We start from the raw sequence: 24,985 nt of genomic DNA, 5'->3' as shown, positions 1-24,985 counted from the left end.
GCAAGGCACCTAGCCCTGAAACGAGGGATCAGGAGTCAAGTATGCCCGGAGTGATCGAGACGCTGTCCAGCAATCTGCTGGTGCCCACCATTTTGTTTTTTGCCCTAGGGCTTCTGGCGGCTTTTGTGCGCAGTGATTTGTCTATCCCGGCGGGCGCGGCCAAGTTCATGTCGCTTTACCTGCTGCTGGCCATCGGGTTCAAAGGCGGTGCCAGCCTGGCCGCGCATGGCATCCACCTGCAACTGTTCCTGACCCTGCTGGGCGGCGTGGCCCTGTCCTTTACCATCCCCTTCGTGGCCTTTGCCCTGCTGAGGGTTATGACACGTCTGGATGCGTTGAATGCAGCGGCGGTCGCAGGGCATTACGGCTCGATTTCGATTGTCACCTTTGTCACCGCCACCAGCCTGTTGGATCTGGTAGGTCTTGCCCATGACGGGTTCATGGTGGCGGTTGCGGCAGCGATGGAGGTGCCGGCCATTCTGTCGGCGCTGTGGCTGGCGCACAAGACCGGCGGCAACGGCGTCAAGGATGACAAGCTGTGGCGTGATCTGCTGGCCAATGGATCGATTGTGCTGCTGACCGGAGCGTTCCTGATCGGGGCCATTACCGGGGGTGAAGGTATGCAGATGATCGCGCCTTTCATCGTTACGCCCTTCACTGGCATCCTGTGCTTGTTCCTGCTGGATATGGGGCTTTCGGCGGGACGCAGCCTGATCAGCAATCGCGACAAACTGTCGGTTGGCCTGTTCGCCTTTGGTGTATTGATGCCCCTGATCGGCGCGCTGATGGCCTGGGCCGTCGGTGCGGTGATCGGATTGCCGCAAGGCAGCCTGTTCCTGTTCATGGTGCTGTCAGCCTCGGCGTCTTATATCGCGGTTCCGGCTGCCGTGAAAATTGCACTGCCGAAGGCCGAGGCCGGGATTTATCTGACCCTGTCGCTGGGTGTGTCGTTTCCGTTCAACATCACGGTCGGATTGCCGCTGTACCTGTGGTGGGTCAGTTGACGAGCAAGACCGCCTCGACCCGGCGGTTCAGTTCGCGTCCTTCGGGGGATGCGTTCGAGGTAAGCGGGGACAGATAGCCGACGCCCTGCGCCTCGATCCGGTCGGCGGCCACGCCATGCGCATCAATCAGACGGGTGCGGACCGACTCGGCCCGAACTTTGCTGACCGCGATATTGGCCTGCAACGCGCCGGTGTTATCGGTATGCCCCACCAGCGCCAGTCGCATCTTGGGGTTTTCGGCCAGATACCCGGCCAGCAGGGTCAGTGAGGCATATGTCCCCTCGTCCAATGCAACCTCACCGGTTGGAAAATGCAGATCGTCCAGTATCACGTGACCCGATGTCGCCAGCGCCTCAAGCAGCCCGCCCGACCCCTCGACAGCCTGTTCGATCACGACCGGAACAGGGTCCGGTGCATTCTGGGGTGTGACGCGGATCATCTGAACATACCCGTCCGGGGGGTTGCGGCTGACCAGCAGGCTGAGGGCAACAGGCCCCTTGGTGGCCGACAGGAAACGGTAATCCTGAATGGCGACATACATGTCCGGGGTCGGAACGACCTCGGTGCCAAAGCGGAAATCGAAGCCGCCACAGGCGCGGGCATCACATTCGAACAGAATCTTGTAGCCCTGCGCCTCGATCTGGTCGCGCAGCGGGGTCAGAAGCTGAAGGGTTGTGCTTGAGCCCGCCTGAAGCCGCCACGTGTAGCGTTCAACCCGACCTTCGAGGGTGTCAGCAGGCACCGCGCCATTCGCATAAGGCCCCGTTGGCAGGTCATAGCTGTCCAGCGGCGAGGTACGGTCGCTGATCTGGCGGGCGCTGGCTGGCAGGGTCAGGTCCTGCGCCAGAACCGGCCCCGCCAGCAGCGTGGCGATAAGGGCGGCTGATCGGATCATCGAAACTGCGCGTGATACTCGGGGTTGGGTACCATTGCCGTGGCACTGGCCACCCGGTTGGACATGTTGAAGAACCCGGCAACATTGGCGATGTCCCAGATGTCGCGGTCGGAAAAGCCTGCGTCGCGCAGGTTCTGGCGGTCGGGCTCTTCGATCTCGGCGCTGGCGGTTGTCATTTTGGCGGCAAAGTCCAGCATTGCGCGCTGCTGGGGCTCGATCGGGGCAACACGGTAGTTCATCACCAGCATCTCGCCCAGTTGCGGGTTGCCCGAAAGCTGCCGGACCGCCGCACCATGCGCGACCAGACAGTAGAAGCACTTGTTGATCGACGACACGACTACGGCAATCATCTCGCGCTCCAGCTTGGACAGGCCGCTGTTGGCCAGCATCAGATCGTTATACATCGCCGTGAACGTGTTCAGCTTGTCGATATCGAAGGCGTTTGCCTTAAGCACATTCGGCACCATGCCCAGCTTTTCGACACAGATATCGAAATATTTCTGCGTTTCCGGCGGCAGTGGATCGACCATGGGCAGGTTCAGCGCGGTGGGCATGTCTTTCTGTGTCATGGCGACCCCTTTTGTTCAGACAAGGTGACGGTAATGGTATTCACTGGCGATCTCCATCCCGAGGGCGCAATAGAGACCATTGGCACCTTCATTGGCCTTGGTGCAGATCACACTGAAGGTTTGAGCACCGTTGTCACCTGCCCAAATCGCCGCGGCGCGCATGGTCCACTGACCCAGCCCCTGACGGCGGTGCGCGGGCAGGATTTCAAGCGCATGCAGCATCGCGACATCGCCATGCATCGCCACGAAGGCTGCCCCGCTGGGTTGGTCGTTGTGGCGCAGCAGCAGACCGGTTTTGGGACCCTTCGCGCGCTCCATCACCGCCAGACGTTCGGGCCCGATCCCACCAGCCGCCCAGATTTCGCGCATGATTTCAAGCGGCTCCCAGACCGAAAACACCATGACCGGAGGGATCGGCTGATCGGTGAGGTGAGAGACGGGGCACGTATAGATGTTGACCGGATCAAGGATGTCATATCCCCGTTGCGCCAGCTTTGCATCCAGCGCCTCATCCCCCGGGCGCAGGCAGAAGATGGATTTCTGCCCCATGGCCTGCATCGCGGCCTCGGCCGCGTCGATATCTGCATCGCTGGCCCGGGCCAGCGCATTGGCCGCAGAAACACGCGAGCCGCCGCCCTGCCCTTCGCGCAGCTGAAACGGCCCCAGCCTGCGATACCGCGCGGCAGGCCATGTGCCGTCGACGATGTCCGCCCAATCGCCGCTCAAAGCGCAAGCTCTTTCGCCAGACGGGTCATGGCCGCGTCAATCCGACTGCCATCGGTGCCGCGTACCACCACGTTGGCCCCAAAGGCCCCGTTGATCTGAAACGGATAGCAGCCGATGGACAGATCGCTGAAATCTTCGGCCAGCGCGGACAGGTTTGCGGCGATATCGCCTTCGCCCCGGTCCACGCGCAGGGTTTGCGACAACAAGGGGCTGCCACCGGTCAGTGTGGGCAGGACGCTGGCGACCATAGCCTGAAACACCAGCGGTACCCCGGCCATCACATGCACGTTCTTCAGGGTGAAACCCGGCGCCGTCGAGACCGGATTGTCGATCAATGTCGCGCCATCCGGGATACGCGCCATGCGCAGGCGGGCAGCGTTCAGTTCCAGCCCGGATTTGTCGTAATGCGCCTGCAACAGCGCGCGCGCGTCGTCGCGAACGTCAATCGGGGTGTCAAAGGCGCGCGCAATACAATCGGCGGTGATATCGTCATGGGTCGGGCCGATGCCGCCGCTGGTAAAGACGGTGTCGTGGGTGTCAGACAGCGCTTTGACCGCCGCTTCGATGGCGGGGGCGTCATCGCTGACGATGCGGACCTCTTTCAGATCGATGCCGTGTTTTGCCAGCTCCTGCGCCAGATAATGCATGTTTGCATCGCGGGTGCGGCCCGACAGGATTTCATCCCCGATCACCAGCATTGCTGCGGTTGGATTGGCCATGGCGCGGACTCCTCTTGATCGTCTTCAGGGGCAGGTATAGGCCGTGAGACATGCGTTTTGGAACCCCTCTTGTCCCCGCCCGCCTGATCCGTCGCTACAAACGCTTTCTGGCCGATTGCAGGCTGGATGACGGGCGCGAAGTGACCGCCCATTGCGCCAATCCGGGATCCATGATGGGGCTGGCTGAACCGGGCCAGTTGATCTGGCTTGAGCCCAATGACGACCCGAAGAAAAAGCTGAAATTCGGCTGGCGGCTGGTGGATCACGAAAACGGGCATTTCACCGGGGTCGATACTTCCGTCCCGAACCGCGCCCTGCGGGCAGCGCTTGAGGCGCGCGAGATCCCCGAGCTGGCCGCTTATGACACTGTCCGGCCCGAGGTGAAATACGGGCAAAACAGCCGTATCGATTTCCTGCTGAGCGGCCCCGGCCTGCCAGATGCCTATATCGAGGTCAAAAGCGTGACGCTGTCCCGCCAGCCCGGTCTAGCCGAGTTCCCCGACAGCGTCACCGCGCGCGGCACCAAACATCTGGGCGAGCTGGCACAGATGGCGGCGCAGGGGCACCGGGCGATCATGCTGTACCTGGTGCAACGCACCGATTGCGACCGGTTCGCGCTGGCCGCGGATATCGACCCGGCCTATGCGGCGGCGTTTGAGGTCGCGCAGGCGCAAGGGGTAGAGCGGATGATTTGCGGGACGCGGATTGCGCCGGATGGGGTTTGGGTTGACGTCAGTACCTTTCCAGTAATCAACCAGCATGACCCTGGCCTGCTGACGTAGCCCAAAATGCGCGCGATTGACTAAGGAGCACTGATTGAGACTGTTTGGCGCGCGTCTAAGACGCAGCAACCGCTTGTGCCATGAGTTTCAAATGCCTCATATCTGTACCGCAGCACCCTCCTATCACTGAAATTGACGGGTTGTTATGCACGACGTCCGCAATCTCTTGCCCAAGCACATGGGGGTCACCTTCGTCTAATTCCTCGGCCTCATCCAGTTCCGCATGAGAGCAACTTGATGCGTTTGCGACAACGCCTCTTAGTCTTGGATGGCGATTTAGCGCATCGGAAAAGTGGGTCGGATGGGCACAATTGACCATGAAGAACTGCGCAGCCGCATCCGTGGCGACATCGATTTGATCCAGCGCGTCTACAAGCTTTGTTCCATCAGCCAGACACCCGTCGGTTTCAACTACCAATGACATCACTATCGGTAGTCCCAAATCCTGCGCAGCCAGAATGCAGCCCGCTGCTTCGCTAGGTCTGTTGAACGTATAAGCTGTCACCAAGTCGACGCTGGTTTGTTTCAAAACGGCAAGCTGCGCACTGTGATACTGACGGGCATCATCGATCGACATGGCCGGAACGTCCGCATAGGGATCGTGGCGTGGGCCGACGCAGGCAGAAACCAAAACGTCATCTCGACCAGCGCTCTGACGCACGTCTTCCATTAACGCGACAGCATCCCGGTTTATTTCATCCAGTTGTTCGGCATCGTAACCCAGAGGAGCAGCCCGATCAGCATTGGCCATCCAAGTCGGTGCATCAAGTATACAACCCACTTCCATCTCGCCCGCCAACTGAACAAGCGCGTGCATCTGACCTGCCAGGACAGAACGGGTTTCTGGGTTCTCTAGCAATGGAAATGAGGCAAATCCCGGCAAATCTATGCCGTGGTTAAAGATCAGATCCGTGCCAGTTCCGGCAAAAACCAAATACTTTTTGTCTGTCTCGTGCGGGAGCTGTCGTGGCACTTCAGTGCGCTCCTTTAGTTGTTGGAGTTCATCGCAACAATAACAGGGCAGAGGCTGTCTGTGAAATTTGCTGTGTAAACTGAACAAACGCCAATCCGTTATGCGTCAACGCAATGGTCGATGGGTCAAACCGGATTTGAAACCTAACTTCAGTTCAAGTTCTTGAACTCTCGTGGTTCTGCCCCATGTGCCGCCTGATACACTGCGCCCTCTGGTACTTTCTGCACAAGCAGCGTAAAAGAAGTGCCGCGCGTAACAATTGGAGCTTTGCGTCGATGAAAGAGCATCGTGGCCGTCTGACCAAGGACGGTATCCGCATCTATGAACAGGGTGATTTTGCCGGGATGCACGCGGCGGGCGCTCTGGCGGCGCGGATATTGGATGATATCGCCGCGCATGTCTTTCCCGGTCAGACCACGGGTGCGCTTGACGGGCTGATCACGCAGATGGTCGAGGATGCGGGCGCGACCTCGGCCACGATCGGCTATAAAGGATATGAGCACGCCAGCTGCATCAGTGTGAACCATGTGGTTTGCCACGGTATTCCCAGTGACAAGAAGCTGAAGGATGGCGATATCCTGAACATCGATGTGACCGTCATCGTGGATGGCTGGTTCGGTGACACCTCGCGCATGTATGTGGCGGGCAAGCTGCCGCGCAAGGCCGAGCGTCTGATCCAGGTAACCCATGACGCGCTGTTCAAGGGCATCGAGATGGTCAAACCGGGCAACACGTTCGGCGATATCGGCCATGCCATTCAGGCCTATGTCGAAGCGCACCGGATGAGTGTTGTTCGCGACTTTTGCGGGCACGGTCTGGGCCGCGTGTTCCACGCACCGCCGAATGTGCTGCATTATGGCCGCCCCGGCACAGGCGCGGTTCTTGAGGAAGGCATGTTCTTTACCATCGAGCCGATGGTCAATCTGGGCCGCCCCGAAACCAAGACGCTGGCCGATGACTGGACCGCTGTGACCCGCGACAAGTCGCTGTCGGCACAGTTCGAGCATTCGGTGGGCGTAACGGCAAATGGGGTCGATATCTTTACCCTGTCACCGGGCGGCAAGTTTCACCCGACCTATTCGTCCTGATCGGCGACCTGTTCGCGCAGGAGTTTCAGCAGCATCGTCTCAGCCCCCCAAGGGGTAACCGCATCGTGGATGAACACCGGCGCGCGCAGGGGGTTGGGGTCAGGTTTCGTCGTAACCTCGGCGTCGCGGGAGACTGTCCAGACAAAGGGTGTCAGAGCATGGTCCATGGCTGCACCCTAGCACAGTTGGGGGTCAGAGTCCCAACAGCGGGTGCGCCTGTGACATATCCGTGATCACCTCGGCCCCAAGATCGGCCAGCCTGTCACCACCGCCATGCGGCGCGTAGGCCAGACAGCGCATATTGGCCCGGATTGCGGCCGTAACGCCATTGTGGCTGTCTTCGATGACCACAGGGGCCTGTGCGCCAAAATTCTCGGCCGCCAGTTGGAACATCTTTGGATCAGGCTTGCCGGTGCCAAGCACATGGGCCGAGAACATCACATCTTTGAACCGGTCCCAAAGCCCGTTCTGGCCCAGCGTGATCTGCATCTTGTCCGGACTGCCGTTTGAGGCCACGCAATAGGGGATGCCCCGCTGATCCAGCGCCGCAAGCAGGTCCGCGACACCAGATACCAAAGGCACACCGGCGCGCAGGCGGTCGTAGGTTTCGGCATAGACCTGATCAATCCAGTCTTCGGGCAGATCAGCGCCCATTCCACGCGCCTTGTCGCGCACCCCAACCATGGTTCCGCCCACAAACAGGGACATGCATTCGGGCAAGGTCAGGTGCAGGCCATAGCCCGCCAGATTGTCCGCCAGCACCTGGTTCGAGATCACCTCGCTGTCGACCAGAACACCATCGCAATCGAAAATGACCAGATCATGCACTTTGATCACCGTTCCGCATCAATGAGATATACGTGTCGCCATATTTGCGGCTGTCGTGCACCGTGAACCCGGCCGGAGCCTGCATCCGTGAGTTTTCTTCCCAAACCAGCAGCGCATCATCCGCGATCCAGCCATTGGCCAGCGCGTCAATGGCTTTCTGTCCCATGGCCTTTCCATAAGGCGGATCCAGAAAAATCAGATCGTAGGGCGCGCCCGGATTTTCGCCCAACCGGGTTGCATCGCGGCGGATCAGGTCTGTGCGCCCGGCACTGCGGGTCAGGTCGATATTCTTGCGGATCAAACCCTGCGCCACGCGCCCGTCATCAACAAAGGTGACATGTGCCGCACCGCGTGACAGTGCTTCGAGCCCGAGCGCCCCGGTGCCAGCAAACAGGTCCAGCACGCGCAGGCCGTCGAAATCGATCTGATGGGCCAGCACGTTGAACAGGCTTTCGCGCACCCGGTCGGTGGTCGGGCGCAGATGCGCGCCCGCATCGCCTTTGCCGACGGGGGTCAGGGCGCGACCGCGGAACTCTCCAGCGATGATCCTCATGCCTTGAGCAGCGATTTAAGGTCTGCATCAGGGTCGGCCACGACAGCCGGGTCGGCCGTTTTTCCCATTTCGATCAGGCGTTTGCCGACCATATAGGCGCGCGGATCGTTCATCGCGTCGACCGCAATCAGTTTATCCCCGTTGTAGTACCAGAAGGATACGGTCTGCCCGTCGCCCTGCCGGGTCACCACGCGGTCATATCCGGTGTTCAGACCCGCGATCTGAAGCTTGACCTCGTATTGATCCGACCAGAACCACGGGGTTGCCACATAGTCCTTGGCCGCACCCAACATGTTCTGGGCCACGATCTCGGCCTGATCAATGGCATTGGGGACGCTTTCCAGACGGATGCGGCCTTCGCCATGCGGAAAGGAGGCGCAATCGCCAGCCGCCCAGATCGACGGGTCGGACGTGCGGCCTTGGGCGTCGGTTCTGATGCCGTTGTCCAGGTCCAGCCCCGCCATCTCGGCCAGTTGGGTTGCGGGTGCAATGCCGACGCCAACCACAACGAAATCAACGTCCAGCTTTGTTCCGTCAGTCAGAACCGCACCGGTGACCTTGCCGTTTTCGCCGATCAGATGATCCAGCCCGACGCCTTCGCGGATGTCAGCGCCGTATGCACTGTGCAACGCGCGGAAATAGTCGCTGGTCTCGGGCGCTGCGACACGTTGCAGGATACGGTCGGCCATCTCGACCAGAGTGACCTTGACGCCGCGCTTGGCACATACGGCGGCAGCTTCGAGGCCGATATACCCGCCGCCCACGATCAGCGCGCGGGCGCCTTCGGTCACTTTGGGCTCCATCTCGTCGATATGGGCCAGATCGCGCACCACATGCACACCGTCCAGATCGCCACCAATCGCTGCGGGCAGGCGGCGCGGGTCAGACCCGGTGGTCAGCGCCAGTTCGTCGTAAGAGATAACCTCATCCCCCAGGGTGACCGTTTTGGCCTTGGGGTCGATACCGGTGACGCGCTGACCCAAACGCAGGGTGATGTTGTTTTCCGTGTAAAAACTTTCGGGCCGCAGGAACAGACGCTCAAGCTCCATCTCGCCCAGCAGATAGGCTTTGGACAGGGGTGGGCGTTGATAGGGCAGATGCGGCTCGGCCCCGATCAGAGTGATCTCACCCGCAAACCCGTCCTTGCGCAGACGAGCCACCAAAGAGGCGCCTGCCTGCCCCGCGCCGATCACGACAATATGGTTCATGCTTTGCCTACCCCGTAGTTTTCAAGTGGTCACCGTGTTCAGACCACCTATATTGCGGCTAAGCACATTTCTGCAAATCCAAACGACAGGAGCTGAATAATGATTTCAACAGGAGATACCCTGCCCGAAGCAACGCTGATTCAGATGGGCGCGAACGGGCCGGAAGAGGTGCGGATTTCAGACAAGACCAAAGGCCGCAAGGTGGTGATCTTTGCCGTGCCGGGGGCTTATACCGGCACCTGCACGACCGCCCATGTGCCCAGTTTCATCCGCACGAAGAAACAGTTTGACGCCAAGGGCGTGGACGAGATCCTGTGCCTTTCGGTCAATGATCCGTTTGTGATGCAGGCGTGGGGGCAATCCACGGGCGCGACCGAGGCGGGGCTGACCATGGTGTCGGACGCAGCGGCAGAGTTCACCAAGGCCATCGGCATGGATTTCGACGCGCCGCCCGTGGGGCTTTTCGCGCGGTCCAAGCGGTATGCAATGCTGGTCGAGGATGGCACGGTCACCGTGCTAAATATGGAAGAAAACCCCGGCGCCTGCGAGATTTCCGCCGGTGAAGGCCTGTTGGATGTGATCTGATTTTGATCGGCCCCGGTCCGACCGGGGCCTTTCGCCGCCAAATTAACTTGTAGCACCGCCCCAGAGCGCGAATACTTGGCGTATTCACACGGGGAGTTTTTTCATGAAACTTAACGCGTTCTACATAGTACTGTCCGGCGCGGCCCTTTTGGCGGCCTGTGGACCGGCCCCAACTCCGCAACAGCAAGCTGCACGCCAGCACGAAATCGCCTGTCTGGGCGGAACGTTGGGCGGGGCGCTGATCGGGGGCGCAATCGGCAACCAGTTTGGTGGCGGATCAGGCAAGACGATCCTGACCGCAGCGGGCGCTGCCGCTGGCGGCATCGAAGGTCAGAGATTCGCGTGCTGAGGAGGTCGATATGAAACAGCTAAGCCTAGTGATGTTCATGGTGGCTTTGGCCGGTTCGGGTCACGCCGAAAGCGTGGCTGAACTGCACGAAAACGAGTTGAAGGCCATCGACGCCAACAATGACGGGTTCCTGTCCAAAGACGAGTTCGATGCTTTCTCGGATTACGCCTTTCAGACGATGGACGAAGACAGGAACGGCACTTTGGGTCAGGCCGAGGCCAAACCGTTCATGGACATCAAACTGTTCCGCAGCGCTGACCGAAACGGCGACAACGTAATCTCAAGACCTGAATTTGACACCCAGATGGGCGCGGATTTCCAGTCCGCCGATCAGAACGGGAATGGTCAGCTTGATTAACAGCAGGAGTTTGGGATGAACAAATGGCTCGGTTTGACAGCGCTGGCGCTGGTTGCGGCCTGTGACGTGCCGCAGGCCCCGTTGGTGACAGGCCCGGACGGGCAGGCCCGCATTCAGATCAACCTGTCTGGCCTGACCTGCTATGAAACCAAGTGTATGGATATCAACCCGGCCGCGCGCAGTGTGCGCCAGATCGGAAACAAGACCACGGGTATTCCAAGAGCGATTGACGTCAGCGACGGCACTGTCACGCCTGCCGAGTTCCGGCAGATGGGCACTGCCGCATCGCTGGCCGGCGGTGAAGGGTCAGGCCGCAACGATCGCTAGCACAGACTGTCCATCTTGCGGGCCAGTTTCGCATCCAGCGAGGACAGGCCACCCACATCATGGGTGGACAAGACAACCTCGACCGTGCGGTAGACATTGAACCATTCGGGGTGATGGTTCCACTTCTCGGCCCAGATTGCCACCTGTGTCATCCAGCCGAAGGCGTGGACGAAATTGTCGAAAATGAAGGTCTTGGTGATCGCATCGCGGCCTTCAACCATGGTCCAACCGTTTTTGAACAGCGGATCCAGCAGCGGGCCACGGGTTTCGGTCGACAAGAGTTCGGTCATTGCTGTTCCTCCGGGTTCGATTTCCTGAACGGGCCGTAATCCGTCAGAATCTCGATCTCTTCTTCCACTGCGTGGCCTTCGGCGTCCAGATATTTCTTGACCGCATCGGCAAAACCCGGATCGCCGACCCAATGCAAGCTATGCGTGAGTGTTGGCAGGTACCCTCGCGCCAGCTTGTGTTCGCCCTGTGCGCCTGCCTCGACCCGGGCCAGACCTTGGGCAATGGCAAAGTCGATTGCCCTATAATAGCACAGTTCGAAATGCAGGCAGGGATGATGTTCGATGCAACCCCAATAACGCCCAAAAAAGGTTTCACGGCCGATGAAGTTCAACGCACCCGCAATGGGAAAGCCATTCCGTTCGGCCAGCACAAGGGCCATGTCATCTGCCATTGTGTCCTGTGCAATATCAAAGAACTTCCGCGTCAGGTAGGGTGAGCCCCATTTGCGCGATCCGGTGTCCTGATAGAACCGCCAGAACGCGTCCCAGTGTTCGGGGCGCAGCTGGTCACCGGTCAGAGTGTGGATCTCGCCGCCAAAACCACAGGCCTGCGTACGTTCTTTCCGGATAGTTTTGCGCTTGCGCGACGACAGCGCGCTCAGGAAGTCGTCGAAATCCGCATAGTTATCGTTCAGCCAGTGAAACTGCTGCGATCGGCGCAGCATCAGGCCCATCTGTTCGCCAACAAGGGCTTCGTCTTCGGTACAGAAGGTCGCGTGAAGGGACGAGACCCGGTTGTCAGCTGCAAGCTGCACCGCCCCCTGAACCAGCGCCGACATGCCGATCCGTTCATAGCCCGGACGCACCAGAAACCGCCGCCCGGTTGCCGGGGTGAACGGCACCGCGATTTGCAGTTTGGGGTAATACCGCCCGCCCGCGCTTTCATAGGCATGGGCCCAGCTGTGATCGAAGATATATTCACCCTGGCTGTGCGATTTGGCATACATCGGGGCCGCCGCGATCAACATCCCGTCATGATAGGCGGTCAGGTATTGCGGCTGCCAGCCGGTGCCACGCCCGACCGAGCCGCTGTCCTCCAGCGCCAGCAAAAAGCGATGTGTGGTAAAGGGACCAAGCGGCCGCCCGCCATCGGCAGCTTCGGGGCAGGCGCAGGCATCCCACTCTGCCTCTGAAATCTGCGACAGAGCGCCCAGTACCTGAATCTCGATCTGTGCCTGATCCATATGTCCTCCGCGCCTGTCCTTTATCTGTGACCGCACGGAGGGGGTTCAAGTCGAATGCGCGGCCAAATAGCCTTCGAAGGTCACATTGTCGGCAACCTTGCGGGCTTCTGCCTCTTGTTCGGGCGACCGGATTGTCCAACACAGGATCGGCACGCCCCGCGCCTTGAGTTCCGCCACGCGGGGGCGCGACAGGTCTGCGGCTTCGTGGCTGATGAAACTGGCGCCGACACGGTCGAAATCCGGGATATCGCGCAAGTGATCGCAGACGCTTTGCGGCAAAAGCTCGACACTGGGCTCATACGCGCAGGTCGTGATCCCGCGCGGCAGATGCGGGGCCAGCCGCGCCAGTTCAGCGACCGAGTTGGGATTGAAGGACATCAGGGCCACCGGGCCTTTGTAGCCCTGCAACGCGCGTACGGTGTCGCGTTCAAGCGCGCCCACCTTCGTGCCCATCGCCCCGTCCTGATCCTTTAATTCGATCAGCAACGGCACCCGGCCCGCGACAATGTCCAGCACATCATCCAGTGTCGGAATGCCGTCATCCCCATGCAGAAGCGGCGTGCCAGAGGCGGCAAGTGCCGTGACCTGCTGAATGGGTCCCGACTGCCCGGTCAGGCGGGTCATGTCGTAATCGTGAAAGACCATTGCCTGGTCATCCGATGTCAGCTGAAGATCGATCTCGATCCCGTAGCCAGCCTCAATCGCGGCACGAATGGCCGCCCGGCTGTTTTCCGGGCGGTTCTTGGTAATGTCATGCAGCGCCCGATGCGCAATCGGGGCTTGCAAAAACACATCTGGTAGGGGCGGCGTCATTCGATTTCGAAGATGCCTTCAATCTCGACCGCGACACCCAGCGGAAGCGACGCCGCGCTGACGGCGGAACGCGAGTGGCGACCGGCATCGCCCAGCGCTTCGACCAGAAAATCGGACGCGCCGTTGATCACCTGCGGCTGTGCCGTGAATTCAGCGGTCGAGTTCACGAATCCGGTCAGCTTGATCACGCGGACCAGCTTTTCGATATCGCCGCCACAAGCCGCCTTGACCTGTGCCAGCAGGTTGATCGCGCAGACACGCGCCGCCGCAGCCCCGGCTTCGACGTCCAAGTCATCGCCCAGTTTACCGGTGATCAGCTTGTCAGTCTTCGAAATCTGGCCAGATACGTACAGGATATTGCCGACACGCACGAAAGGCACATAGTTGGCCGCAGGCGCGGGCGCGTCTTCCAGCGTTACACCGAGGCTTTCCAGTTTTGCAGCGATGCTCATTGCGAAGGTCCTTCCCTAATTTCAACTCTGCCGGACGCTAACCGGGAAGCACGGATTGGGAAAGACGGAAACCGGCAAATTTCGGCCTTCCTGCGATCTGAGCGTATCTTTACTGAAAACTCACTGTTGATCGACGGTCACTTTACCCCACCGTGATGAACAGGTTACACGCAAGGTGTTTCATTTAAGACCTGAAACGACTATGTGACTGCAACTTGTGCCACCCCGGCACGTGGATTTTGGTGGATTATTGATTGAATGTCCGGCGGGCGCATGTGCCGGGGCCATTTAGGAGAAACAAAGATCGTGTCGAGCAGATTTCGCCTGAAACACCTTGTTTTACTGTCGGTCATGACCCTTGTGTCCGCTTGTGCAACGACGCCGCCCGAGGGTGCCTCGCGCAGTGATGTGTTTGATCCGTATGAAAATGCGAACCGGGGAATTCACAAGTTTAATCTGGGTGTTGACCGGTTCCTGTTCCGGCCGGCCTCGAAAGGCTATGTCAAAATCGTCCCTGACCCGATGGTGACCAGTTTCAGCACTTTTGCCGAAAACATCTCGCTGCCCGGTCAGGCGGTGGACTATCTGCTTCAGGGCAACCCGAAACAGATGGGCAATGCCCTGCTGCGCTTTGTGATCAACATGACCGTGGGTGGCTTTGGCCTGTCTTCGCCCGCTGATGAGCTGAACCTGCCACCGGTGGACACGGATTTCGGTGAGACCCTGCATGTCTGGGGGGTTGGCGAAGGCGCTTATATCGAGCTGCCATTCTATGGCCCGTCGACCCAAAGGGATGCGATCGGGGTTGTGGTCAACCTGTTCTCGAACCCGATCAATTTCAGCCCGACCCGCCCCGCCGACAACCTTGGCGTCTACGCCGAGATCGTACGGCGCATGGGAGATCGGGGCCGGTTCTCGGACACTGTCGATTCCATTCTTTACGAAAGTGCTGACAGCTATGCGCAGGCCCGCCTGATCTACCTGCAAAACCGCCGCTTCGAACTGGCAAGAGATGACGAAGACGCCTATCTGGACTTGTATTCTGACCCCTATGCCGAAACCGGAACGGACCCGGTCAGGGACCCCTATCTTGACCCCTATGAGGACCCCTATGCTGAATAACGCGTTGAACCGTCGTCATTTTATCGCAGCCGGGCTGGCGCTGGCAGTGCTGCCCGCACCTGCCTTTGCCCAGACCGAGGCCGCCGCCAAGGCGCTTGTGACCAGCGTTGTTTCCGACATCAACCGGGTGATCGAGTCGGGTAAATCCGAAAAAGCGATGCTGCGCGATTTCGAAAAGATCTTCGCGCAGTATGCCGACGTGCCGATCATGGCGCGCTATGCGCTGGGTGCGGACGCCCGCACAGCCAGCCCGACCCAGCTGAAACAGTTCACCGCTGCCTTTCAGGGCTATATCTCGCGCAAATACGGCCGCCGCTTTCGCGAATTCATCGGCGGTGAAGTCGATGTGCGCAATGCCCGCAAGATCAAGGCCGGGTTCGAGGTTCGCACAATGGTCAAGCTGCGCGGATCAGCCCCGTTCGATGTGACGTTCCTTGTTTCCGACAAATCCGGCCGCGACAAGTTCTACAACATGTTCATCGAAGGCGTGAATCTGTTGCTGACCGAACGCACCGAGATTGGCGCAATGCTGGATGCCCGCAAAGGCAACCTGAACCAACTGATCACGGATCTGAAAAAGACGGGTTAAGCCGTTTCCGGCACAAAAGTGTGCCGGACAGCTCGTGTTTTTGGAAGTTCAAGAGGGTCGGGTCTGCCTGACCCTTTCTCATGATGCGCGTGCCTGACAGATTTACGGCATGTAGCTGCGAACCAACGCGCCTGCGATCAAAGCCCACCCGTCGGCGATTACGAAAAACGCCAGCTTGAACGGCAAAGACACGATGGCAGGTGGCACCATCATCATGCCCATCGACATAAGCACCGCCGCAACCACAAGATCGATGATCAGAAAGGGCAGGAAGATCAGGAACCCGATCTGAAAGGCACGCGCGATCTCGGACAGCATGAAAGAGGGCATCAACACCGATAACGGGGCCTGGGCAGACAGCTCGACCGCGTCACCGCCGGGGCGCAGGGCCGCCATTGCATAAAACGTATCTGAATCCAGCCGGTTCGCCATGAAGGTGCGAAACGGCTCTAACGCGCGTTCCAGCGCGGGCTCGACCGCCATGGTTTCTTCCATCATCGGGCGTATTCCCGCGGTCCAGGCCTCGGTGAACACCGGGTCCATGATGAAATAGGTCAGAAACAGCGCAAGACTGACCAAAAGCATATTCGGCGGCGATTGCTGCAGGCCGACACCCTGCCGCAGGATCGACAGAACGGTGATGAGAAACGGGAAACAGGTGATCATGATCGCCAGACCCGGAGCAACGCTGAGCACCGTGATCAACAGGATCAGCTGGATGGTGCGGGCCGAGATCGAACCGCCTTCGCCCAGCGACAGGGTTACATCCTGAGCCGCCGCCATCGACGGCAGGGACACCACTACAGCCAGACCCAGCCAGATCACATAGCGCATCAGCCGATTCCGTTTTGCAGATCCGCAATCTCGGTCAGGCGCACGGCCAGTTGCCCAGCCTGATCGCCCTCCATCTCCTCAAGTACCCCGCGTGCCACCAGCTGATCCCCGACATAAAGGTCGACCGGGTCCTCGATCCGCTTGTCCAGGGTCAGCACCGCGTTCTCACCCATGTTCAGCAAGTCCCGGATCAACGGGCGGGCGCGGCCAACCGAAACGGTCACTTCAATCGGAACCGTTTCGAAAGGATTGGGTTTTTCGGTTTTCGGGAACTGGGTGTCATTCATTGGACAAAGCCTTTCTTGCCTCAAAGACGTATGCGTCAAATGCCTGTGCAATGGTGGACAGCAGGGCCGCGCAATCAATCTCGCGCCGGCTTGTGCCGACCTGCAATCGCGCCTGTCCGGGGGCCAGGCCAGGGTCTTCGATGACGCGCGGTGCGGAGTGCAAGGTCTGCGGCAGCAGGGATTGAACGGCTTGCGCGCACCCTTCCGGCACCATGATCTGCATCGGTTGTTCGATTTCCATGCGCGCCATCTCGCAAAGCTGTTCGACGATCCGGGCGGCCAGCCCGCGTTCGACCATGTCAGGCAATACGGTCTGAACCAGGCTTTCGAACATCGGTTCCAGAGACAATGTCATCCGGTTAAGCGCCTCGTGATAGGTGAAGGACATATCCTCGAGCGAACCCGCCAGTTCATCCGAAACGCGGCCGCGGTTCTGTTCCTGCGCCTGCGCGGCATCCTCCCAACCGGCGCCGTACCCGCTTTCGAACGCGGCAAGGCGTTGTTCCTCAAGCGTTTCCTCGTCCAGATACAGAACGGCTCCGGCGCTGGTCCGGGTGGTGAAATCCTCAAGCAGATGTGCGATGGACATCACACGCGCTCCTCACCTTCTTCAAGCCAACTGCGCAGGATCTCGACCGTTTCTTCCTGCTTGTCGCCAATCATTGCGCGCAACCGATCAACCGGATCCCCGGTGGCACTGACCCCAAGCGCGGGAACGGTCCCTTGTTGGGGCAGCGGCGTGAACTCTGCCGTTCCGTCGGCTGCAATTTCACCGGTCAGGACCGACGGGGCCGGTGCCCGTCCCTCCGTAGCTGGCAACAGCGCCGGGACCATCGCAGGTTTCATCAGGATCGGACGGATCACGAACAACGCCAGCACCAGCGACACCAGCGCCAGCGCGGCCATCTGGATCAGTGACATGGCGTCCAGATGGATGTTTTGCCAAAGCGACGAGGAAACCAGCGTGCCTTGCGGCGTGACCACTGGTAAATCCAATGATTTCAGCGTGATGACGTCCCCGCGCGCGGCGTCAAATCCCACAGCCGAGGCCACCAGCTCCTCAAGTGCGTCAAGTTCTGTTTGCGGCAGCGGCGTGAAGGATTCAGCGCCCGAAGCATCCAGCGCCCGCGTCCCGTTGACCAGAACGGCAACCGTCAGGCGTTTGATCGCACCGGGGGCGGTGTGCACTTCCAGCTCGGTTTCGGAAACCTCGTAATTCACCCGCTCGCGTGTCTGGGTCCCGGTCGAATTCGATTCCTCCCCCCCCGCGCCATCGCCGTCGGGCAGGTTTGAGGCCACCGTGACATCAGCTGACTGGTTGCGCACGCTGTCAGAGCGTTCCTCGACATCTGTGCTGATCGCCACTCTGCTTTTGGGGTCAAAGCGCCGCTCACGCAGGGATTCCGTCCTGGTTACGGTATCGACGCTGACCTCGACAACCGCATTCCCCGTACCGACACGCGCTTCGACCAGACGCAGAACCCGTTCCCGCAGCTGCCGCGCCTTGTCATCTGCCGTGTCAGCGGCCACGGCGGTGTCCTGCCCGCCAATCACGGACCCGTTCGAATCGATCACAGTCACGCTTTCAGGCGACAGACCACTAACGGCCGAGGCGACAAGAAACCGGATGGCCTTGGCCTGATCACCGGTGATATCGCCCCCCGAGGGCACCAGATAAACCGAAGCCGTCGGTGCGACGCTGCGCTGAAACGGATTGGCAGAGCCATTGGCGATATGAACGCGGGCCTGGCTGACATGCGGGCTGCCCACGATCGTGCGCGCCAGTTCCCCCTCTTTCGCGCGCCAGTAGGCGGCATCAAACATCTGGGATGTGGTGCCGAAACCGTTCAACGAATCCAGTAATTCATAGCCCTTGTTGCCGTTGGCCGGCAGACCTTCGCTGGCCAAAGTCATACGCAGCTCGTCCCGTTGCGCGCCTGAGACGTAAATTGATCCGCCCCGAATCTCGTAGGTCACGCCACGCTGATCCAGCGCGCGTACGATATCCCCGGCGGCACCGCTTTCCAGACCCGCGTAAAGCAGGGTCATCGACGGCGCTGTCGCAAGGCGCGACATCCCGAGGATCCCCAGAAACACCAGCACAACCGCACCGGCAACGACGATTTGTTTACGCCTGTCCAAACTTGCCCAGACAGTTCCGATCTGCTGCACGCTCACCTCCGACTCGCCGACATTCTGCCCGGCGCGTCCTCTGTTTGGACGATTGCCCTTAACAATCGGTTAGTCCCTGCAAGGTTATGACAGGGCAGATCACAGGAATGAGGACGTCATGACAGACGCAACGGCTGAACAGGCGGAAACCCCGGAAAAGAAGGGGAAAAAAGGAATGATCGTCGGAGTGATTCTGGCCATCGCCGGTGCCGCCGGTGGGTATTTCCTGACCTCATCCGGGCTGCTGCCGCTGGGAAACAAGGCCGAGAAGGCGGAAAGCCATGACTTGGAAAAGGAAGAACCGGCCAAGGCATTGGCGGATGTTGCCTTTCTCGATTTGCCGCCGGTGATCGTTTCGGTGAATTCCGGCGGCGCGCGGCATCTGAAGTTTCACGCACAGCTTGAGGTTAACGCCCCGTACATGACTGACGTGGAAAAAATGCGACCGCGAATCATGGATGTCCTGAACGGGTATCTGCGGGCCGTCGAATTGAAGGATCTTGAGGATTCACTGGCGTTGATGCGCATCCGGGGCCACCTGCTGCGCCGCATCGAGATTGTCGTTGGCGAAGGTCGCGTGCGCGACGTGCTGGTGATGGAATTTGTTCTGAACTAGGAGGCGAAATTGGAGCTGATTGCGGATATTTTGCTGGTCGCCGGCGCCATGGGTGCGGGTCTGTATTGTTTTGTGCTGTCGCGCCGTCTCAAGCGTTTTGCCGATCTTGAAAAGGGCGTCGGCGGCGCGGTGGCGGTGCTGTCGACCCAAGCGGAAGAGCTGCGGAAATCACTGGATGATGCGCTCAACGCCTCTGATCAGTCAGGCGACCAGCTTAGGGCGCTGACGGGGCGCGCCGAAACGGTGGCACAGCGGCTGGAACTCATGATGGCGTCAATGCACGACGTCGTGCCCGAAAAAGACGCTGATCCCCAACCTGAGGCAGAGGTTTCAGAGACAAGCACCATCACCGAAGTTCCGGAGAGCGTGAAACACGAAGGCAAACCCGAGCCGCAGGCCAGCGAAGCCGCTGCGCCCCAAGAACAGGCACGCGCACCTGAGGGGCTGATGTTCTTCCGGCATGACCGCAAGCAAGGCGAGGCGCAGGCATGAGCCGCCCGCGGATCAACACTCCCAACGCGCGGCCCCGCGGAGGGGTGCTTGCCGTGATCTCATTGCTGATGATCGGCTCGGCCGCTATCCGCATCGGGCTGGAAGCCGGACCCGCCTTTGCCAAACCAGCCAAACCTGAGGCGGAACACGATGAACCCGCCCCGTCCAACACCCGTGACATGCAGGTTCTGCTGACCGAGCTTCTGCGCCGGGAAGAGCGTGTCAAACAAAAGGAAGACATGCTGCGCGAGCGGGAAAACGCTCTGGAAATCGCGGGTCAGGCTATCGAGATGCGCATGGCCGCGCTTGAGGAGGCCGAGGAGTCGTTGCGCACCACTCTGGCGCTGGCGGACAGGGCGGCGGAAAACGACCTGACGCGCCTGACCGATGTCTATCAGAACATGAAGCCGAAAGACGCGGCTGCGCTGTTCGAAACCATGGACCCGACCTTTGCCGCCGGGTTTCTGTCACGCATGTCACCGGATGCGGCAGCCGGGGTTCTGGCGGGGCTCAGCCCCGAAGCGGCCTATACGATCAGCGTTGTCATGGCGGGCCGAAACGCCTCGGCCCCTCAGGAATAGTCGCCCGTGTTCCCCGCGGGTGCAACACACATAGCCGGAGATCTCAGATGATTGGAATTGTTGGAATTGTCGTCATTTTCGTGATGGTCTTCGGCGGCTATCTGGCCGCTGGCGGCAAGATGACCATCATTCTAAAGTCGCTTCCGTTTGAAATGATGATGATCGGTGGTGCCGCTGTTGGTGCCTTTTTGATCAGCAACGACATCGGCGGCGTGAAACACACGATCAAGGACATGGGGAAGGTCTTTAAAGGCCCGAAATGGAAGCCCGAGGATTACCGCGACCTGTTGTGCCTGCTGTTTTCCCTCATCCGCATTGCCCGCGCCAATCCGGTAGAGGTGGAACAGCACATAGAAGACCCCGGCAGCTCGGACCTGTTTTCGTCCTACCCCAGAATTCAGGCCGACAAGGAAGCGGTTGATCTAATTTGCGACACGATGCGGTCCGCGGCGATGAATTACGACGATCCGCATCAGGTCGAAGAGGTTCTTGAGAAACGGATGGAAGCGAATTTCCACCATGCCCTGCATTCGAGCCACGCCTTGCAAACCGTGGCCGACGGCCTGCCCGCGCTTGGAATTGTCGCCGCCGTTCTGGGGGTAATCAAGACAATGGGGTCCATTGATCAGCCACCGGAAGTTCTGGGAAAACTGATCGGCGGTGCCCTTGTGGGTACCTTTCTGGGTGTCTTTCTGGCCTACGGTCTGGTTGGTCCCTTTGCGGCCAAGCTGAAATCCGTGGTCGAGGAAGACAACCACTTCTATCAGCTGATCAAGGAAGTTCTGGTTGCAAACCTGCACAACCACAATGCCGCCATGTGCATTGAGGTCGGGCGCCAGAACACACCAACGCATAACCGCCCCGGTTTCTCCGAGCTTGAGGATGCGTTGAAAGAGCTTAAACGGGCCGCAGCATGAGGCAAATCGGGATACTGGTTGCAGCATTGATCACGCTTGCAACGGCCGCAACCTCTGAAGAGGTGACTGTGCGGTCCGGTGAACATGAGGGCTACACCCGGCTGGTTTTCACCGTTCCACCGGATACGGGCTGGGTTCTGAGCCAACGCAAGAACGGCGCCAAGCTGGCAATTGACCTGAAGGGTGTCACATTTCGGACGGGTTCGGTGTTCGGGCGGTTGACATCAGATCGGCTGGCCGCGCTGTCGCAGACGCAACCCGGTGGTGCACTTGAACTGGAATTCGGGTGCGACTGCACGGCGTCGGCGTTCCTGTTTCGAAGCTCGATGATCGTTCTGGACATTGCGCCAGCAATAGCCCTGCCGCCCTTGCTTGCAGAAATCCCTTCGCCGACCCAAAAAAAACCGGCAGCGCCGAAAGCTTCTCCCGCGGAACACAAGCTTCTTTCCCAGCTGGACCTGCCGCTTCTGACCGGGAAGACGCACGGGATCAGGGATCAGTTGTCGACCCGTCTGGTGCAAGGGGCGGATCGTGAGCTGCTGGACCTGAATTTGGCACCTGTCGGACCGCGCCGTTCTGCCTCGTCCGAGGCCGTGACACCGTTACCCGGATTGACGTCGAACATACGCGTGACCTCGGTTCTGGATGATCTGCAGGACATTCTGAACTCTGGTTTGCAGCAGATCGATAACAACCCGGTTTGTATCTCAACGGCTGAACTGGGCTTCACGACATGGTCCGGGACGCGCCCGTTTCCAGAGCAGGTGTCCGTCCTGCGCACCGCCCTGTACAAAGAGTTCGACCGTCTTGACGCGGAAAGCGCGCTGAAATTGGCAAAGCTCTATGCCTATAACGGCTTTGGGGCCGAGGCGCTGAAGGTTTTGCAGTTATTGACCCCCCCATCGGATGAGATTGACCGTGTTAAAGGGATTGCACGGCTGGTGGATGAGCGGCCAGCACAGGTTTCAAATCCATTCAGGGGCCAGCAACGGTGCAACAGCGACATCGCACTTTGGGCCGTGCTATCTGAGGGAAAGTTGGCACCTGATGCACATCTTGAAGCCATCGAACACAGCTTTGCAAAGCTGCCAGAGCATCTTCGCCGCCACCTTGGCACGCGGCTTTCGGATATCCTGACAGACGCGCAGGAACTGGAGGCCGCGCGAAGGATCATGCGTTCGGTCGACCGGATTGAACAGAACCCGTCCCCGAACGCCACGCTGGCCCGTGCTGGCGTCGCCGAAGCCGAAGGCGACAGCGCCCTTGAAGAGGCGCTGTTGACCGAGGTCACGACCTCGGCCGTGGCCAAGAGCGAAGCGCCTTTGGCTTTGGCGCGGCTGGTGGAAAAGCGGTGGTCCGACCGCAAGACTGTGTCTTCAAGGGAACTTGAACTGGCCGCGTCTTACGCGATCGAGTTCCGGCGATCTGAACTGGGCCCGATGATGAACCGCACCCATGCGATTGCCCTGGGTCTGAGCCAGGATTTCGACAGCGCATTCGATGTGATCCAGTCTTTGCCAGACGGTTCGGACAGCAACAGCGCTTTCAACCGTCACCTGCAATTGCTGGCAGAGCGATCAGACGACCTTACCTTTTTGCGCCAGGTCACATTGGTGCAGCAGTCGGGCCGGGCGGCGGTGCTATCCACGGATACCGCGATTGCACTGGCCGAACGCCTGGCCGTGCTTGGCTTTGCCGATCAGGCCGTTGCGCTGGCAAACAGGCCTGAAGATCAGGCCCGGCGGTCAGAGCGTGCCCGTCTGCGCGCCCGTGCGGCGTTGTTGTCGGACCGCCCGCAACAGGCCATGCTTGAGCTGGCCAATGATACCTCGGACGAGGCGCTCGTCCTGCAGGCGCAGGCGTTGGACAAGGTGCAGGACTATGCGGCGGTGGCCGAACTCATGCAGAACCGCGGGCAACAGGAAGAAGCAAACCGATACCTATGGCTGGCCGGGTTACCGGAGGAAAGGATTGGGCCCTCTGACGGAAAGTACGCAAGCCTCAACCAAACCTCCGAGGCCCTTTTGGCCCCGCCGGTTCGCGTGTCAGGCAAGCCGTTGGCGGATGCGGGAAGCCTGCTGGAGGACAGTCTGGCAACGCGGCAGAGGATCGTCGAAATGCTGAACACGGTCAGGGTGGAGTGAGGTTTCCCAGCCAACCGGTCCAGTTGCCCGGATCGTTGCAGGCGGGACGGGGCGCGGTTCACGGTTCTGGTGGATCAAAAATCAGCGGTGTCAGGTCTGCATACCGCGCGCTTTTGTCCGGCCAACTAAGTATCACTTGACGGATGCGGTCGGCACGATCTTGTCCAAGCACGGGGGCCGCAAACTGCGTATACTTGGCGATGACATCGTCCCGTGACATGGGGGCCTCGGGGCCGCCGCGGGCATGAATATCCCCGGATTTCAGAACACGGCCATCCGTTGCCGTGATCGTGACGTCTGCCCAGCGCCCTTCGGGAAACCGGACGCTGTGGTGTTCGCTTTCCGCGACCGTGATGCGGGACATCAGATTGGCGACCGCAGGATCAGACAGGCCAGACCCTGAGATTTGTTCAACGCCGATGCGCCCGTAAACGGCCTGAACTGCCACGGCAAATGGCAGGGAATACTGCGCTTGCGAAGTTGTTTCGGGCAGTCCCGCAAAAAGGCAGGCCGCCTGATGAAAGCTGCTGATATGCAAAGTTTCGATCTGCGTGCTGGTCAGGTCATGCGCGATCATGACAGCGCGCACGCCATCAATCGCGGCATGGGCCCAGCGACAGATCGGATAGGGTTTCACGTATTGATGTTCGACCTGCCAAAAGGTTCCCAGATCCTCCCAGTAGGGTGTGACCTCTTCCGCCTCGATTGTGATGGCGGGCGCGCCGGTAAAGCCGCGTTCGGCCAGAACAGCGGCGGACAGCCCCACCATCGCGCCCCAACCCGACCCGTCATGCAGCATTGTGGGGTTGGCAATCTCGCGCATCATCTGGCTGCGTGGACCGTGATATTCGGCAATTCCCATCGCCTGCCGCATCTGGTCGACAGAAAATCCGCGCAGGCGCGCCGCCATCGCAACCACGCCAAGCGCGTTCCAGGCACCGGATGTGTGGTAATCGCTGACACTTGCGTGCAGCGACAGGCCCGCGCGCCCGGCCACCTCGTACCCGGCAACGACCGCCGCCAAAGCCTCGGGTCCGGTCAGATTCGGGCAATGTTCGGCCAGTGCGGCCAGCGCTGGCAACACGACCACCCCGATATGGCCCTTGGTGGGGTTATATCCGTCGTGACCGTCCAGATTGTCGGTTTGCGTGGCGGCAGCATAGGCAGCACCCGCCATGCTGACGGTGCGGCCATCGAACAACATCCGTGCGCCATATGCAGGATCGGTACTGGCATAAAGCAATGCCGCCGTGTCCCGCGCGATCACGCCTGCCTGCATCGGGCCGGATGCGATCAGGATCCCCATCGTGTCGAGCATCATCAGCGCCGCAGCCTCTAGTGCGCTTTCAGGCATGTCCGAGGCCGCGCGGGTCAGCGTGAAATCGGCAACCCTGGAAAATGTATTTGTCTGCGGGTTATGCGTCATGAGAGCTCTCCTGTCGGGCGGGGCCGGTACAGGAAAGTCAGCCACAGGTAAGGGCGGGCTTGTACTCTGTTCCCGACGCCAAATGTCGGGAACAGAGGAAAA

The 24,985-nt window shown here is 60.0% G+C and carries 32 protein-coding genes; 14 read left to right on the top strand and 18 right to left on the bottom strand.

The annotated features are described in order from the left end of the window. Positions 1-41 precede the first annotated feature (41 nt). A complete protein-coding gene (locus ACR0DS_RS10545; RefSeq protein ID WP_480559308.1) occupies positions 42-1,004 on the top strand; it encodes a sodium-dependent bicarbonate transport family permease in 963 nt (320 codons plus the stop codon). Here ACR0DS_RS10545 and ACR0DS_RS10540 read toward each other — a convergent pair. From ACR0DS_RS10540 to ACR0DS_RS10525, 4 genes are read right to left on the bottom strand one after another with little or no spacing between them, the layout of a single operon-like run. Continuing rightward, entirely contained in the window at positions 997-1,899 is a 903-nt protein-coding gene (locus ACR0DS_RS10540) for an OmpA family protein (RefSeq protein ID WP_480559306.1), read from the bottom strand. The genes ACR0DS_RS10545 and ACR0DS_RS10540 overlap by 8 nt on opposite strands. Next, positions 1,896-2,468, bottom strand: coding sequence for a peroxidase-related enzyme (locus tag ACR0DS_RS10535; protein WP_480559304.1), 573 nt, complete (start codon positions 2,466-2,468; stop codon positions 1,896-1,898). The genes ACR0DS_RS10540 and ACR0DS_RS10535 overlap by 4 nt, the downstream gene beginning before the upstream one ends. Positions 2,469-2,483: 15 nt before the next feature. Next, positions 2,484-3,194, bottom strand: coding sequence for a GNAT family N-acetyltransferase (locus ACR0DS_RS10530; RefSeq protein ID WP_480506525.1), 711 nt, complete (start codon positions 3,192-3,194; stop codon positions 2,484-2,486). Next, entirely contained in the window at positions 3,191-3,913 is a 723-nt protein-coding gene (locus ACR0DS_RS10525; protein WP_480559302.1) for a competence/damage-inducible protein A, read from the bottom strand. Before ACR0DS_RS10525 ends, ACR0DS_RS10530 begins: the two co-directional genes overlap by 4 nt. A gap of 50 nt (positions 3,914-3,963) precedes the next feature. Here ACR0DS_RS10525 and sfsA point away from each other — a divergent pair, with 50 nt between their 5' ends. Beyond that, positions 3,964-4,695, top strand: coding sequence for a DNA/RNA nuclease SfsA (gene sfsA, locus ACR0DS_RS10520; RefSeq protein ID WP_480506527.1), 732 nt, complete (start codon positions 3,964-3,966; stop codon positions 4,693-4,695). Between the two features lie 55 nt (positions 4,696-4,750). Here sfsA and ACR0DS_RS10515 read toward each other — a convergent pair whose 3' ends face one another. Beyond that, positions 4,751-5,668 carry a homocysteine S-methyltransferase family protein gene (locus ACR0DS_RS10515; protein WP_480487052.1) on the bottom strand — a complete coding sequence of 306 codons (918 nt, stop codon included), beginning with the start codon at positions 5,666-5,668 and terminating at the stop codon, positions 4,751-4,753. A gap of 275 nt (positions 5,669-5,943) precedes the next feature. Between ACR0DS_RS10515 and map the strand changes: the two genes are divergently transcribed. Then, positions 5,944-6,756 carry a type I methionyl aminopeptidase gene (gene map, locus ACR0DS_RS10510; RefSeq protein ID WP_480559300.1) on the top strand — a complete coding sequence of 271 codons (813 nt, stop codon included), beginning with the start codon at positions 5,944-5,946 and terminating at the stop codon, positions 6,754-6,756. On the opposite strand, the gene ACR0DS_RS10505 is transcribed toward map, so the two are convergent. From ACR0DS_RS10505 to ACR0DS_RS10490, 4 genes are read right to left on the bottom strand one after another with little or no spacing between them, the layout of a single operon-like run. Further along, positions 6,744-6,923: a hypothetical protein gene (locus ACR0DS_RS10505; protein ID WP_480506529.1), complete on the bottom strand. Its 180-nt coding sequence runs from the start codon at positions 6,921-6,923 to the stop codon at positions 6,744-6,746. The two genes, map and ACR0DS_RS10505, sit on opposite strands and share 13 nt — an antisense overlap. 25 nt (positions 6,924-6,948) lie before the next feature. After that, positions 6,949-7,584: an HAD family hydrolase gene (locus ACR0DS_RS10500; RefSeq protein WP_209598441.1), complete on the bottom strand. Its 636-nt coding sequence runs from the start codon at positions 7,582-7,584 to the stop codon at positions 6,949-6,951. After that, the gene (rsmD, locus tag ACR0DS_RS10495; protein WP_209505122.1) at positions 7,577-8,137 is read right to left on the bottom strand and encodes a 16S rRNA (guanine(966)-N(2))-methyltransferase RsmD; all 561 of its coding nucleotides are present in this window, start codon (positions 8,135-8,137) and stop codon (positions 7,577-7,579) included. The genes ACR0DS_RS10500 and rsmD overlap by 8 nt, the downstream gene beginning before the upstream one ends. Next, the gene (locus ACR0DS_RS10490; RefSeq protein ID WP_480559298.1) at positions 8,134-9,345 is read right to left on the bottom strand and encodes an NAD(P)/FAD-dependent oxidoreductase; all 1,212 of its coding nucleotides are present in this window, start codon (positions 9,343-9,345) and stop codon (positions 8,134-8,136) included. The genes rsmD and ACR0DS_RS10490 overlap by 4 nt, the downstream gene beginning before the upstream one ends. A 99-nt stretch (positions 9,346-9,444) precedes the next feature. On the opposite strand from ACR0DS_RS10490, the gene ACR0DS_RS10485 reads away from it, so the two are divergent. The 4 genes from ACR0DS_RS10485 to ACR0DS_RS10470 all read left to right on the top strand — a co-directional run bounded on the left by ACR0DS_RS10485 (position 9,445) and on the right by ACR0DS_RS10470 (position 10,964). Further along, a complete protein-coding gene (locus ACR0DS_RS10485; RefSeq protein ID WP_480474293.1) occupies positions 9,445-9,930 on the top strand; it encodes a redoxin family protein in 486 nt (161 codons plus the stop codon). Positions 9,931-10,033: 103 nt separating this feature from the next. Then, the gene (locus ACR0DS_RS10480; RefSeq protein WP_480518023.1) at positions 10,034-10,279 is read left to right on the top strand and encodes a glycine zipper 2TM domain-containing protein; all 246 of its coding nucleotides are present in this window, start codon (positions 10,034-10,036) and stop codon (positions 10,277-10,279) included. A gap of 10 nt (positions 10,280-10,289) precedes the next feature. Continuing rightward, a complete protein-coding gene (locus ACR0DS_RS10475; RefSeq protein ID WP_480559296.1) occupies positions 10,290-10,637 on the top strand; it encodes an EF-hand domain-containing protein in 348 nt (115 codons plus the stop codon). Positions 10,638-10,652: 15 nt separating this feature from the next. Beyond that, positions 10,653-10,964 carry a hypothetical protein gene (locus tag ACR0DS_RS10470; RefSeq protein WP_480559295.1) on the top strand — a complete coding sequence of 104 codons (312 nt, stop codon included), beginning with the start codon at positions 10,653-10,655 and terminating at the stop codon, positions 10,962-10,964. Here the strand turns inward: ACR0DS_RS10470 and ACR0DS_RS10465 are convergent. Genes ACR0DS_RS10465 through ACR0DS_RS10450 form a run of 4 tightly spaced genes read right to left on the bottom strand, consistent with a single transcriptional unit; the run spans position 10,961 to position 13,703 of the window. After that, a complete protein-coding gene (locus ACR0DS_RS10465; RefSeq protein WP_209505128.1) occupies positions 10,961-11,254 on the bottom strand; it encodes a 4a-hydroxytetrahydrobiopterin dehydratase in 294 nt (97 codons plus the stop codon). The genes ACR0DS_RS10470 and ACR0DS_RS10465 overlap by 4 nt on opposite strands. Then, the gene (locus ACR0DS_RS10460; protein WP_480559331.1) at positions 11,251-12,438 is read right to left on the bottom strand and encodes a GNAT family N-acetyltransferase; all 1,188 of its coding nucleotides are present in this window, start codon (positions 12,436-12,438) and stop codon (positions 11,251-11,253) included. The genes ACR0DS_RS10465 and ACR0DS_RS10460 overlap by 4 nt, the downstream gene beginning before the upstream one ends. Positions 12,439-12,483: 45 nt before the next feature. Beyond that, entirely contained in the window at positions 12,484-13,251 is a 768-nt protein-coding gene (locus ACR0DS_RS10455) for a glycerophosphodiester phosphodiesterase family protein (RefSeq protein ID WP_480559293.1), read from the bottom strand. Continuing rightward, entirely contained in the window at positions 13,248-13,703 is a 456-nt protein-coding gene (locus tag ACR0DS_RS10450; protein WP_480559291.1) for a RidA family protein, read from the bottom strand. Before ACR0DS_RS10450 ends, ACR0DS_RS10455 begins: the two co-directional genes overlap by 4 nt. A gap of 351 nt (positions 13,704-14,054) precedes the next feature. Between ACR0DS_RS10450 and ACR0DS_RS10445 the strand changes: the two genes are divergently transcribed. Then, positions 14,055-14,825: an MlaA family lipoprotein gene (locus tag ACR0DS_RS10445; protein WP_245222636.1), complete on the top strand. Its 771-nt coding sequence runs from the start codon at positions 14,055-14,057 to the stop codon at positions 14,823-14,825. Then, the gene (locus tag ACR0DS_RS10440; RefSeq protein WP_480559289.1) at positions 14,815-15,414 is read left to right on the top strand and encodes an MlaC/ttg2D family ABC transporter substrate-binding protein; all 600 of its coding nucleotides are present in this window, start codon (positions 14,815-14,817) and stop codon (positions 15,412-15,414) included. Before ACR0DS_RS10445 ends, ACR0DS_RS10440 begins: the two co-directional genes overlap by 11 nt. A 102-nt stretch (positions 15,415-15,516) precedes the next feature. On the opposite strand, the gene fliP is transcribed toward ACR0DS_RS10440, so the two are convergent. Genes fliP through fliF form a run of 4 tightly spaced genes read right to left on the bottom strand, consistent with a single transcriptional unit; the run spans position 15,517 to position 18,707 of the window. Then, positions 15,517-16,248 (bottom strand): flagellar type III secretion system pore protein FliP, encoded by a 732-nt coding sequence (gene fliP / locus ACR0DS_RS10435; protein WP_480484562.1) that lies wholly within the window; start codon positions 16,246-16,248, stop codon positions 15,517-15,519. Beyond that, a complete protein-coding gene (locus ACR0DS_RS10430) occupies positions 16,248-16,535 on the bottom strand; it encodes a FliM/FliN family flagellar motor C-terminal domain-containing protein (protein WP_267364617.1) in 288 nt (95 codons plus the stop codon). Before ACR0DS_RS10430 ends, fliP begins: the two co-directional genes overlap by 1 nt. Next, positions 16,528-17,124, bottom strand: coding sequence for a FliH/SctL family protein (locus ACR0DS_RS10425; protein ID WP_480484560.1), 597 nt, complete (start codon positions 17,122-17,124; stop codon positions 16,528-16,530). Before ACR0DS_RS10425 ends, ACR0DS_RS10430 begins: the two co-directional genes overlap by 8 nt. Then, complete coding sequence (gene fliF, locus ACR0DS_RS10420) at positions 17,124-18,707, bottom strand: flagellar basal-body MS-ring/collar protein FliF (RefSeq protein WP_480559287.1); 1,584 nt, start codon at positions 18,705-18,707, stop codon at positions 17,124-17,126. Before fliF ends, ACR0DS_RS10425 begins: the two co-directional genes overlap by 1 nt. Before the next feature lie 118 nt (positions 18,708-18,825). On the opposite strand from fliF, the gene ACR0DS_RS10415 reads away from it, so the two are divergent. Genes ACR0DS_RS10415 through ACR0DS_RS10395 form a run of 5 tightly spaced genes read left to right on the top strand, consistent with a single transcriptional unit; the run spans position 18,826 to position 23,457 of the window. After that, the gene (locus tag ACR0DS_RS10415) at positions 18,826-19,323 is read left to right on the top strand and encodes a flagellar basal body-associated FliL family protein (RefSeq protein WP_267364614.1); all 498 of its coding nucleotides are present in this window, start codon (positions 18,826-18,828) and stop codon (positions 19,321-19,323) included. Between the two features lie 9 nt (positions 19,324-19,332). Next, on the top strand, positions 19,333-19,815 hold the full coding sequence (locus ACR0DS_RS10410) for a hypothetical protein (RefSeq protein ID WP_480474306.1): 483 nt from the start codon (positions 19,333-19,335) through the stop codon (positions 19,813-19,815). Then, positions 19,812-20,396: a MotE family protein gene (locus tag ACR0DS_RS10405; protein ID WP_480474307.1), complete on the top strand. Its 585-nt coding sequence runs from the start codon at positions 19,812-19,814 to the stop codon at positions 20,394-20,396. Before ACR0DS_RS10410 ends, ACR0DS_RS10405 begins: the two co-directional genes overlap by 4 nt. Positions 20,397-20,443: 47 nt before the next feature. Then, on the top strand, positions 20,444-21,313 hold the full coding sequence (gene motA / locus ACR0DS_RS10400) for a flagellar motor stator protein MotA (protein ID WP_209505140.1): 870 nt from the start codon (positions 20,444-20,446) through the stop codon (positions 21,311-21,313). Then, positions 21,310-23,457 (top strand): hypothetical protein, encoded by a 2,148-nt coding sequence (locus ACR0DS_RS10395; protein WP_480559285.1) that lies wholly within the window; start codon positions 21,310-21,312, stop codon positions 23,455-23,457. The genes motA and ACR0DS_RS10395 overlap by 4 nt, the downstream gene beginning before the upstream one ends. A gap of 58 nt (positions 23,458-23,515) precedes the next feature. Here ACR0DS_RS10395 and ACR0DS_RS10390 read toward each other — a convergent pair whose 3' ends face one another. Then, on the bottom strand, positions 23,516-24,883 hold the full coding sequence (locus ACR0DS_RS10390) for an MmgE/PrpD family protein (protein WP_480484553.1): 1,368 nt from the start codon (positions 24,881-24,883) through the stop codon (positions 23,516-23,518). Positions 24,884-24,985: the final 102 nt, after the last annotated feature.

Source organism: Ruegeria sp. AF5 (assembly GCF_056541905.1).
This window is presented reverse-complemented; position numbering and strand designations above follow the sequence as displayed.

Excerpts from the sequence above, each read along its gene's own strand:
- ACR0DS_RS10545 (WP_480559308.1), top strand. The coding sequence starts at position 42 with ATGCCCGGAGTGATCGAGACGCTGTCCAGCAATCTGCTGGTGCCCACC.
- ACR0DS_RS10540 (WP_480559306.1), bottom strand. The coding sequence starts at position 1,899 with ATGATCCGATCAGCCGCCCTTATCGCCACGCTGCTGGCGGGGCCGGTT.
- ACR0DS_RS10535 (WP_480559304.1), bottom strand. The coding sequence starts at position 2,468 with ATGACACAGAAAGACATGCCCACCGCGCTGAACCTGCCCATGGTCGAT.
- ACR0DS_RS10525 (WP_480559302.1), bottom strand. The coding sequence starts at position 3,913 with ATGGCCAATCCAACCGCAGCAATGCTGGTGATCGGGGATGAAATCCTG.
- sfsA (WP_480506527.1), top strand. The coding sequence starts at position 3,964 with ATGCGTTTTGGAACCCCTCTTGTCCCCGCCCGCCTGATCCGTCGCTAC.
- map (WP_480559300.1), top strand. The coding sequence starts at position 5,944 with ATGAAAGAGCATCGTGGCCGTCTGACCAAGGACGGTATCCGCATCTAT.
- ACR0DS_RS10505 (WP_480506529.1), bottom strand. The coding sequence starts at position 6,923 with ATGGACCATGCTCTGACACCCTTTGTCTGGACAGTCTCCCGCGACGCC.
- rsmD (WP_209505122.1), bottom strand. The coding sequence starts at position 8,137 with ATGAGGATCATCGCTGGAGAGTTCCGCGGTCGCGCCCTGACCCCCGTC.
- ACR0DS_RS10490 (WP_480559298.1), bottom strand. The coding sequence starts at position 9,345 with ATGAACCATATTGTCGTGATCGGCGCGGGGCAGGCAGGCGCCTCTTTG.
- ACR0DS_RS10485 (WP_480474293.1), top strand. The coding sequence starts at position 9,445 with ATGATTTCAACAGGAGATACCCTGCCCGAAGCAACGCTGATTCAGATG.
- ACR0DS_RS10480 (WP_480518023.1), top strand. The coding sequence starts at position 10,034 with ATGAAACTTAACGCGTTCTACATAGTACTGTCCGGCGCGGCCCTTTTG.
- ACR0DS_RS10475 (WP_480559296.1), top strand. The coding sequence starts at position 10,290 with ATGAAACAGCTAAGCCTAGTGATGTTCATGGTGGCTTTGGCCGGTTCG.
- ACR0DS_RS10470 (WP_480559295.1), top strand. The coding sequence starts at position 10,653 with ATGAACAAATGGCTCGGTTTGACAGCGCTGGCGCTGGTTGCGGCCTGT.
- ACR0DS_RS10465 (WP_209505128.1), bottom strand. The coding sequence starts at position 11,254 with ATGACCGAACTCTTGTCGACCGAAACCCGTGGCCCGCTGCTGGATCCG.
- ACR0DS_RS10460 (WP_480559331.1), bottom strand. The coding sequence starts at position 12,438 with ATGGATCAGGCACAGATCGAGATTCAGGTACTGGGCGCTCTGTCGCAG.
- ACR0DS_RS10455 (WP_480559293.1), bottom strand. The coding sequence starts at position 13,251 with ATGACGCCGCCCCTACCAGATGTGTTTTTGCAAGCCCCGATTGCGCAT.
- ACR0DS_RS10450 (WP_480559291.1), bottom strand. The coding sequence starts at position 13,703 with ATGAGCATCGCTGCAAAACTGGAAAGCCTCGGTGTAACGCTGGAAGAC.
- ACR0DS_RS10445 (WP_245222636.1), top strand. The coding sequence starts at position 14,055 with ATGACCCTTGTGTCCGCTTGTGCAACGACGCCGCCCGAGGGTGCCTCG.
- ACR0DS_RS10440 (WP_480559289.1), top strand. The coding sequence starts at position 14,815 with ATGCTGAATAACGCGTTGAACCGTCGTCATTTTATCGCAGCCGGGCTG.
- fliP (WP_480484562.1), bottom strand. The coding sequence starts at position 16,248 with ATGCGCTATGTGATCTGGCTGGGTCTGGCTGTAGTGGTGTCCCTGCCG.
- ACR0DS_RS10430 (WP_267364617.1), bottom strand. The coding sequence starts at position 16,535 with ATGAATGACACCCAGTTCCCGAAAACCGAAAAACCCAATCCTTTCGAA.
- ACR0DS_RS10425 (WP_480484560.1), bottom strand. The coding sequence starts at position 17,124 with ATGTCCATCGCACATCTGCTTGAGGATTTCACCACCCGGACCAGCGCC.
- ACR0DS_RS10415 (WP_267364614.1), top strand. The coding sequence starts at position 18,826 with ATGACAGACGCAACGGCTGAACAGGCGGAAACCCCGGAAAAGAAGGGG.
- ACR0DS_RS10405 (WP_480474307.1), top strand. The coding sequence starts at position 19,812 with ATGAGCCGCCCGCGGATCAACACTCCCAACGCGCGGCCCCGCGGAGGG.
- motA (WP_209505140.1), top strand. The coding sequence starts at position 20,444 with ATGATTGGAATTGTTGGAATTGTCGTCATTTTCGTGATGGTCTTCGGC.
- ACR0DS_RS10395 (WP_480559285.1), top strand. The coding sequence starts at position 21,310 with ATGAGGCAAATCGGGATACTGGTTGCAGCATTGATCACGCTTGCAACG.
- ACR0DS_RS10390 (WP_480484553.1), bottom strand. The coding sequence starts at position 24,883 with ATGACGCATAACCCGCAGACAAATACATTTTCCAGGGTTGCCGATTTC.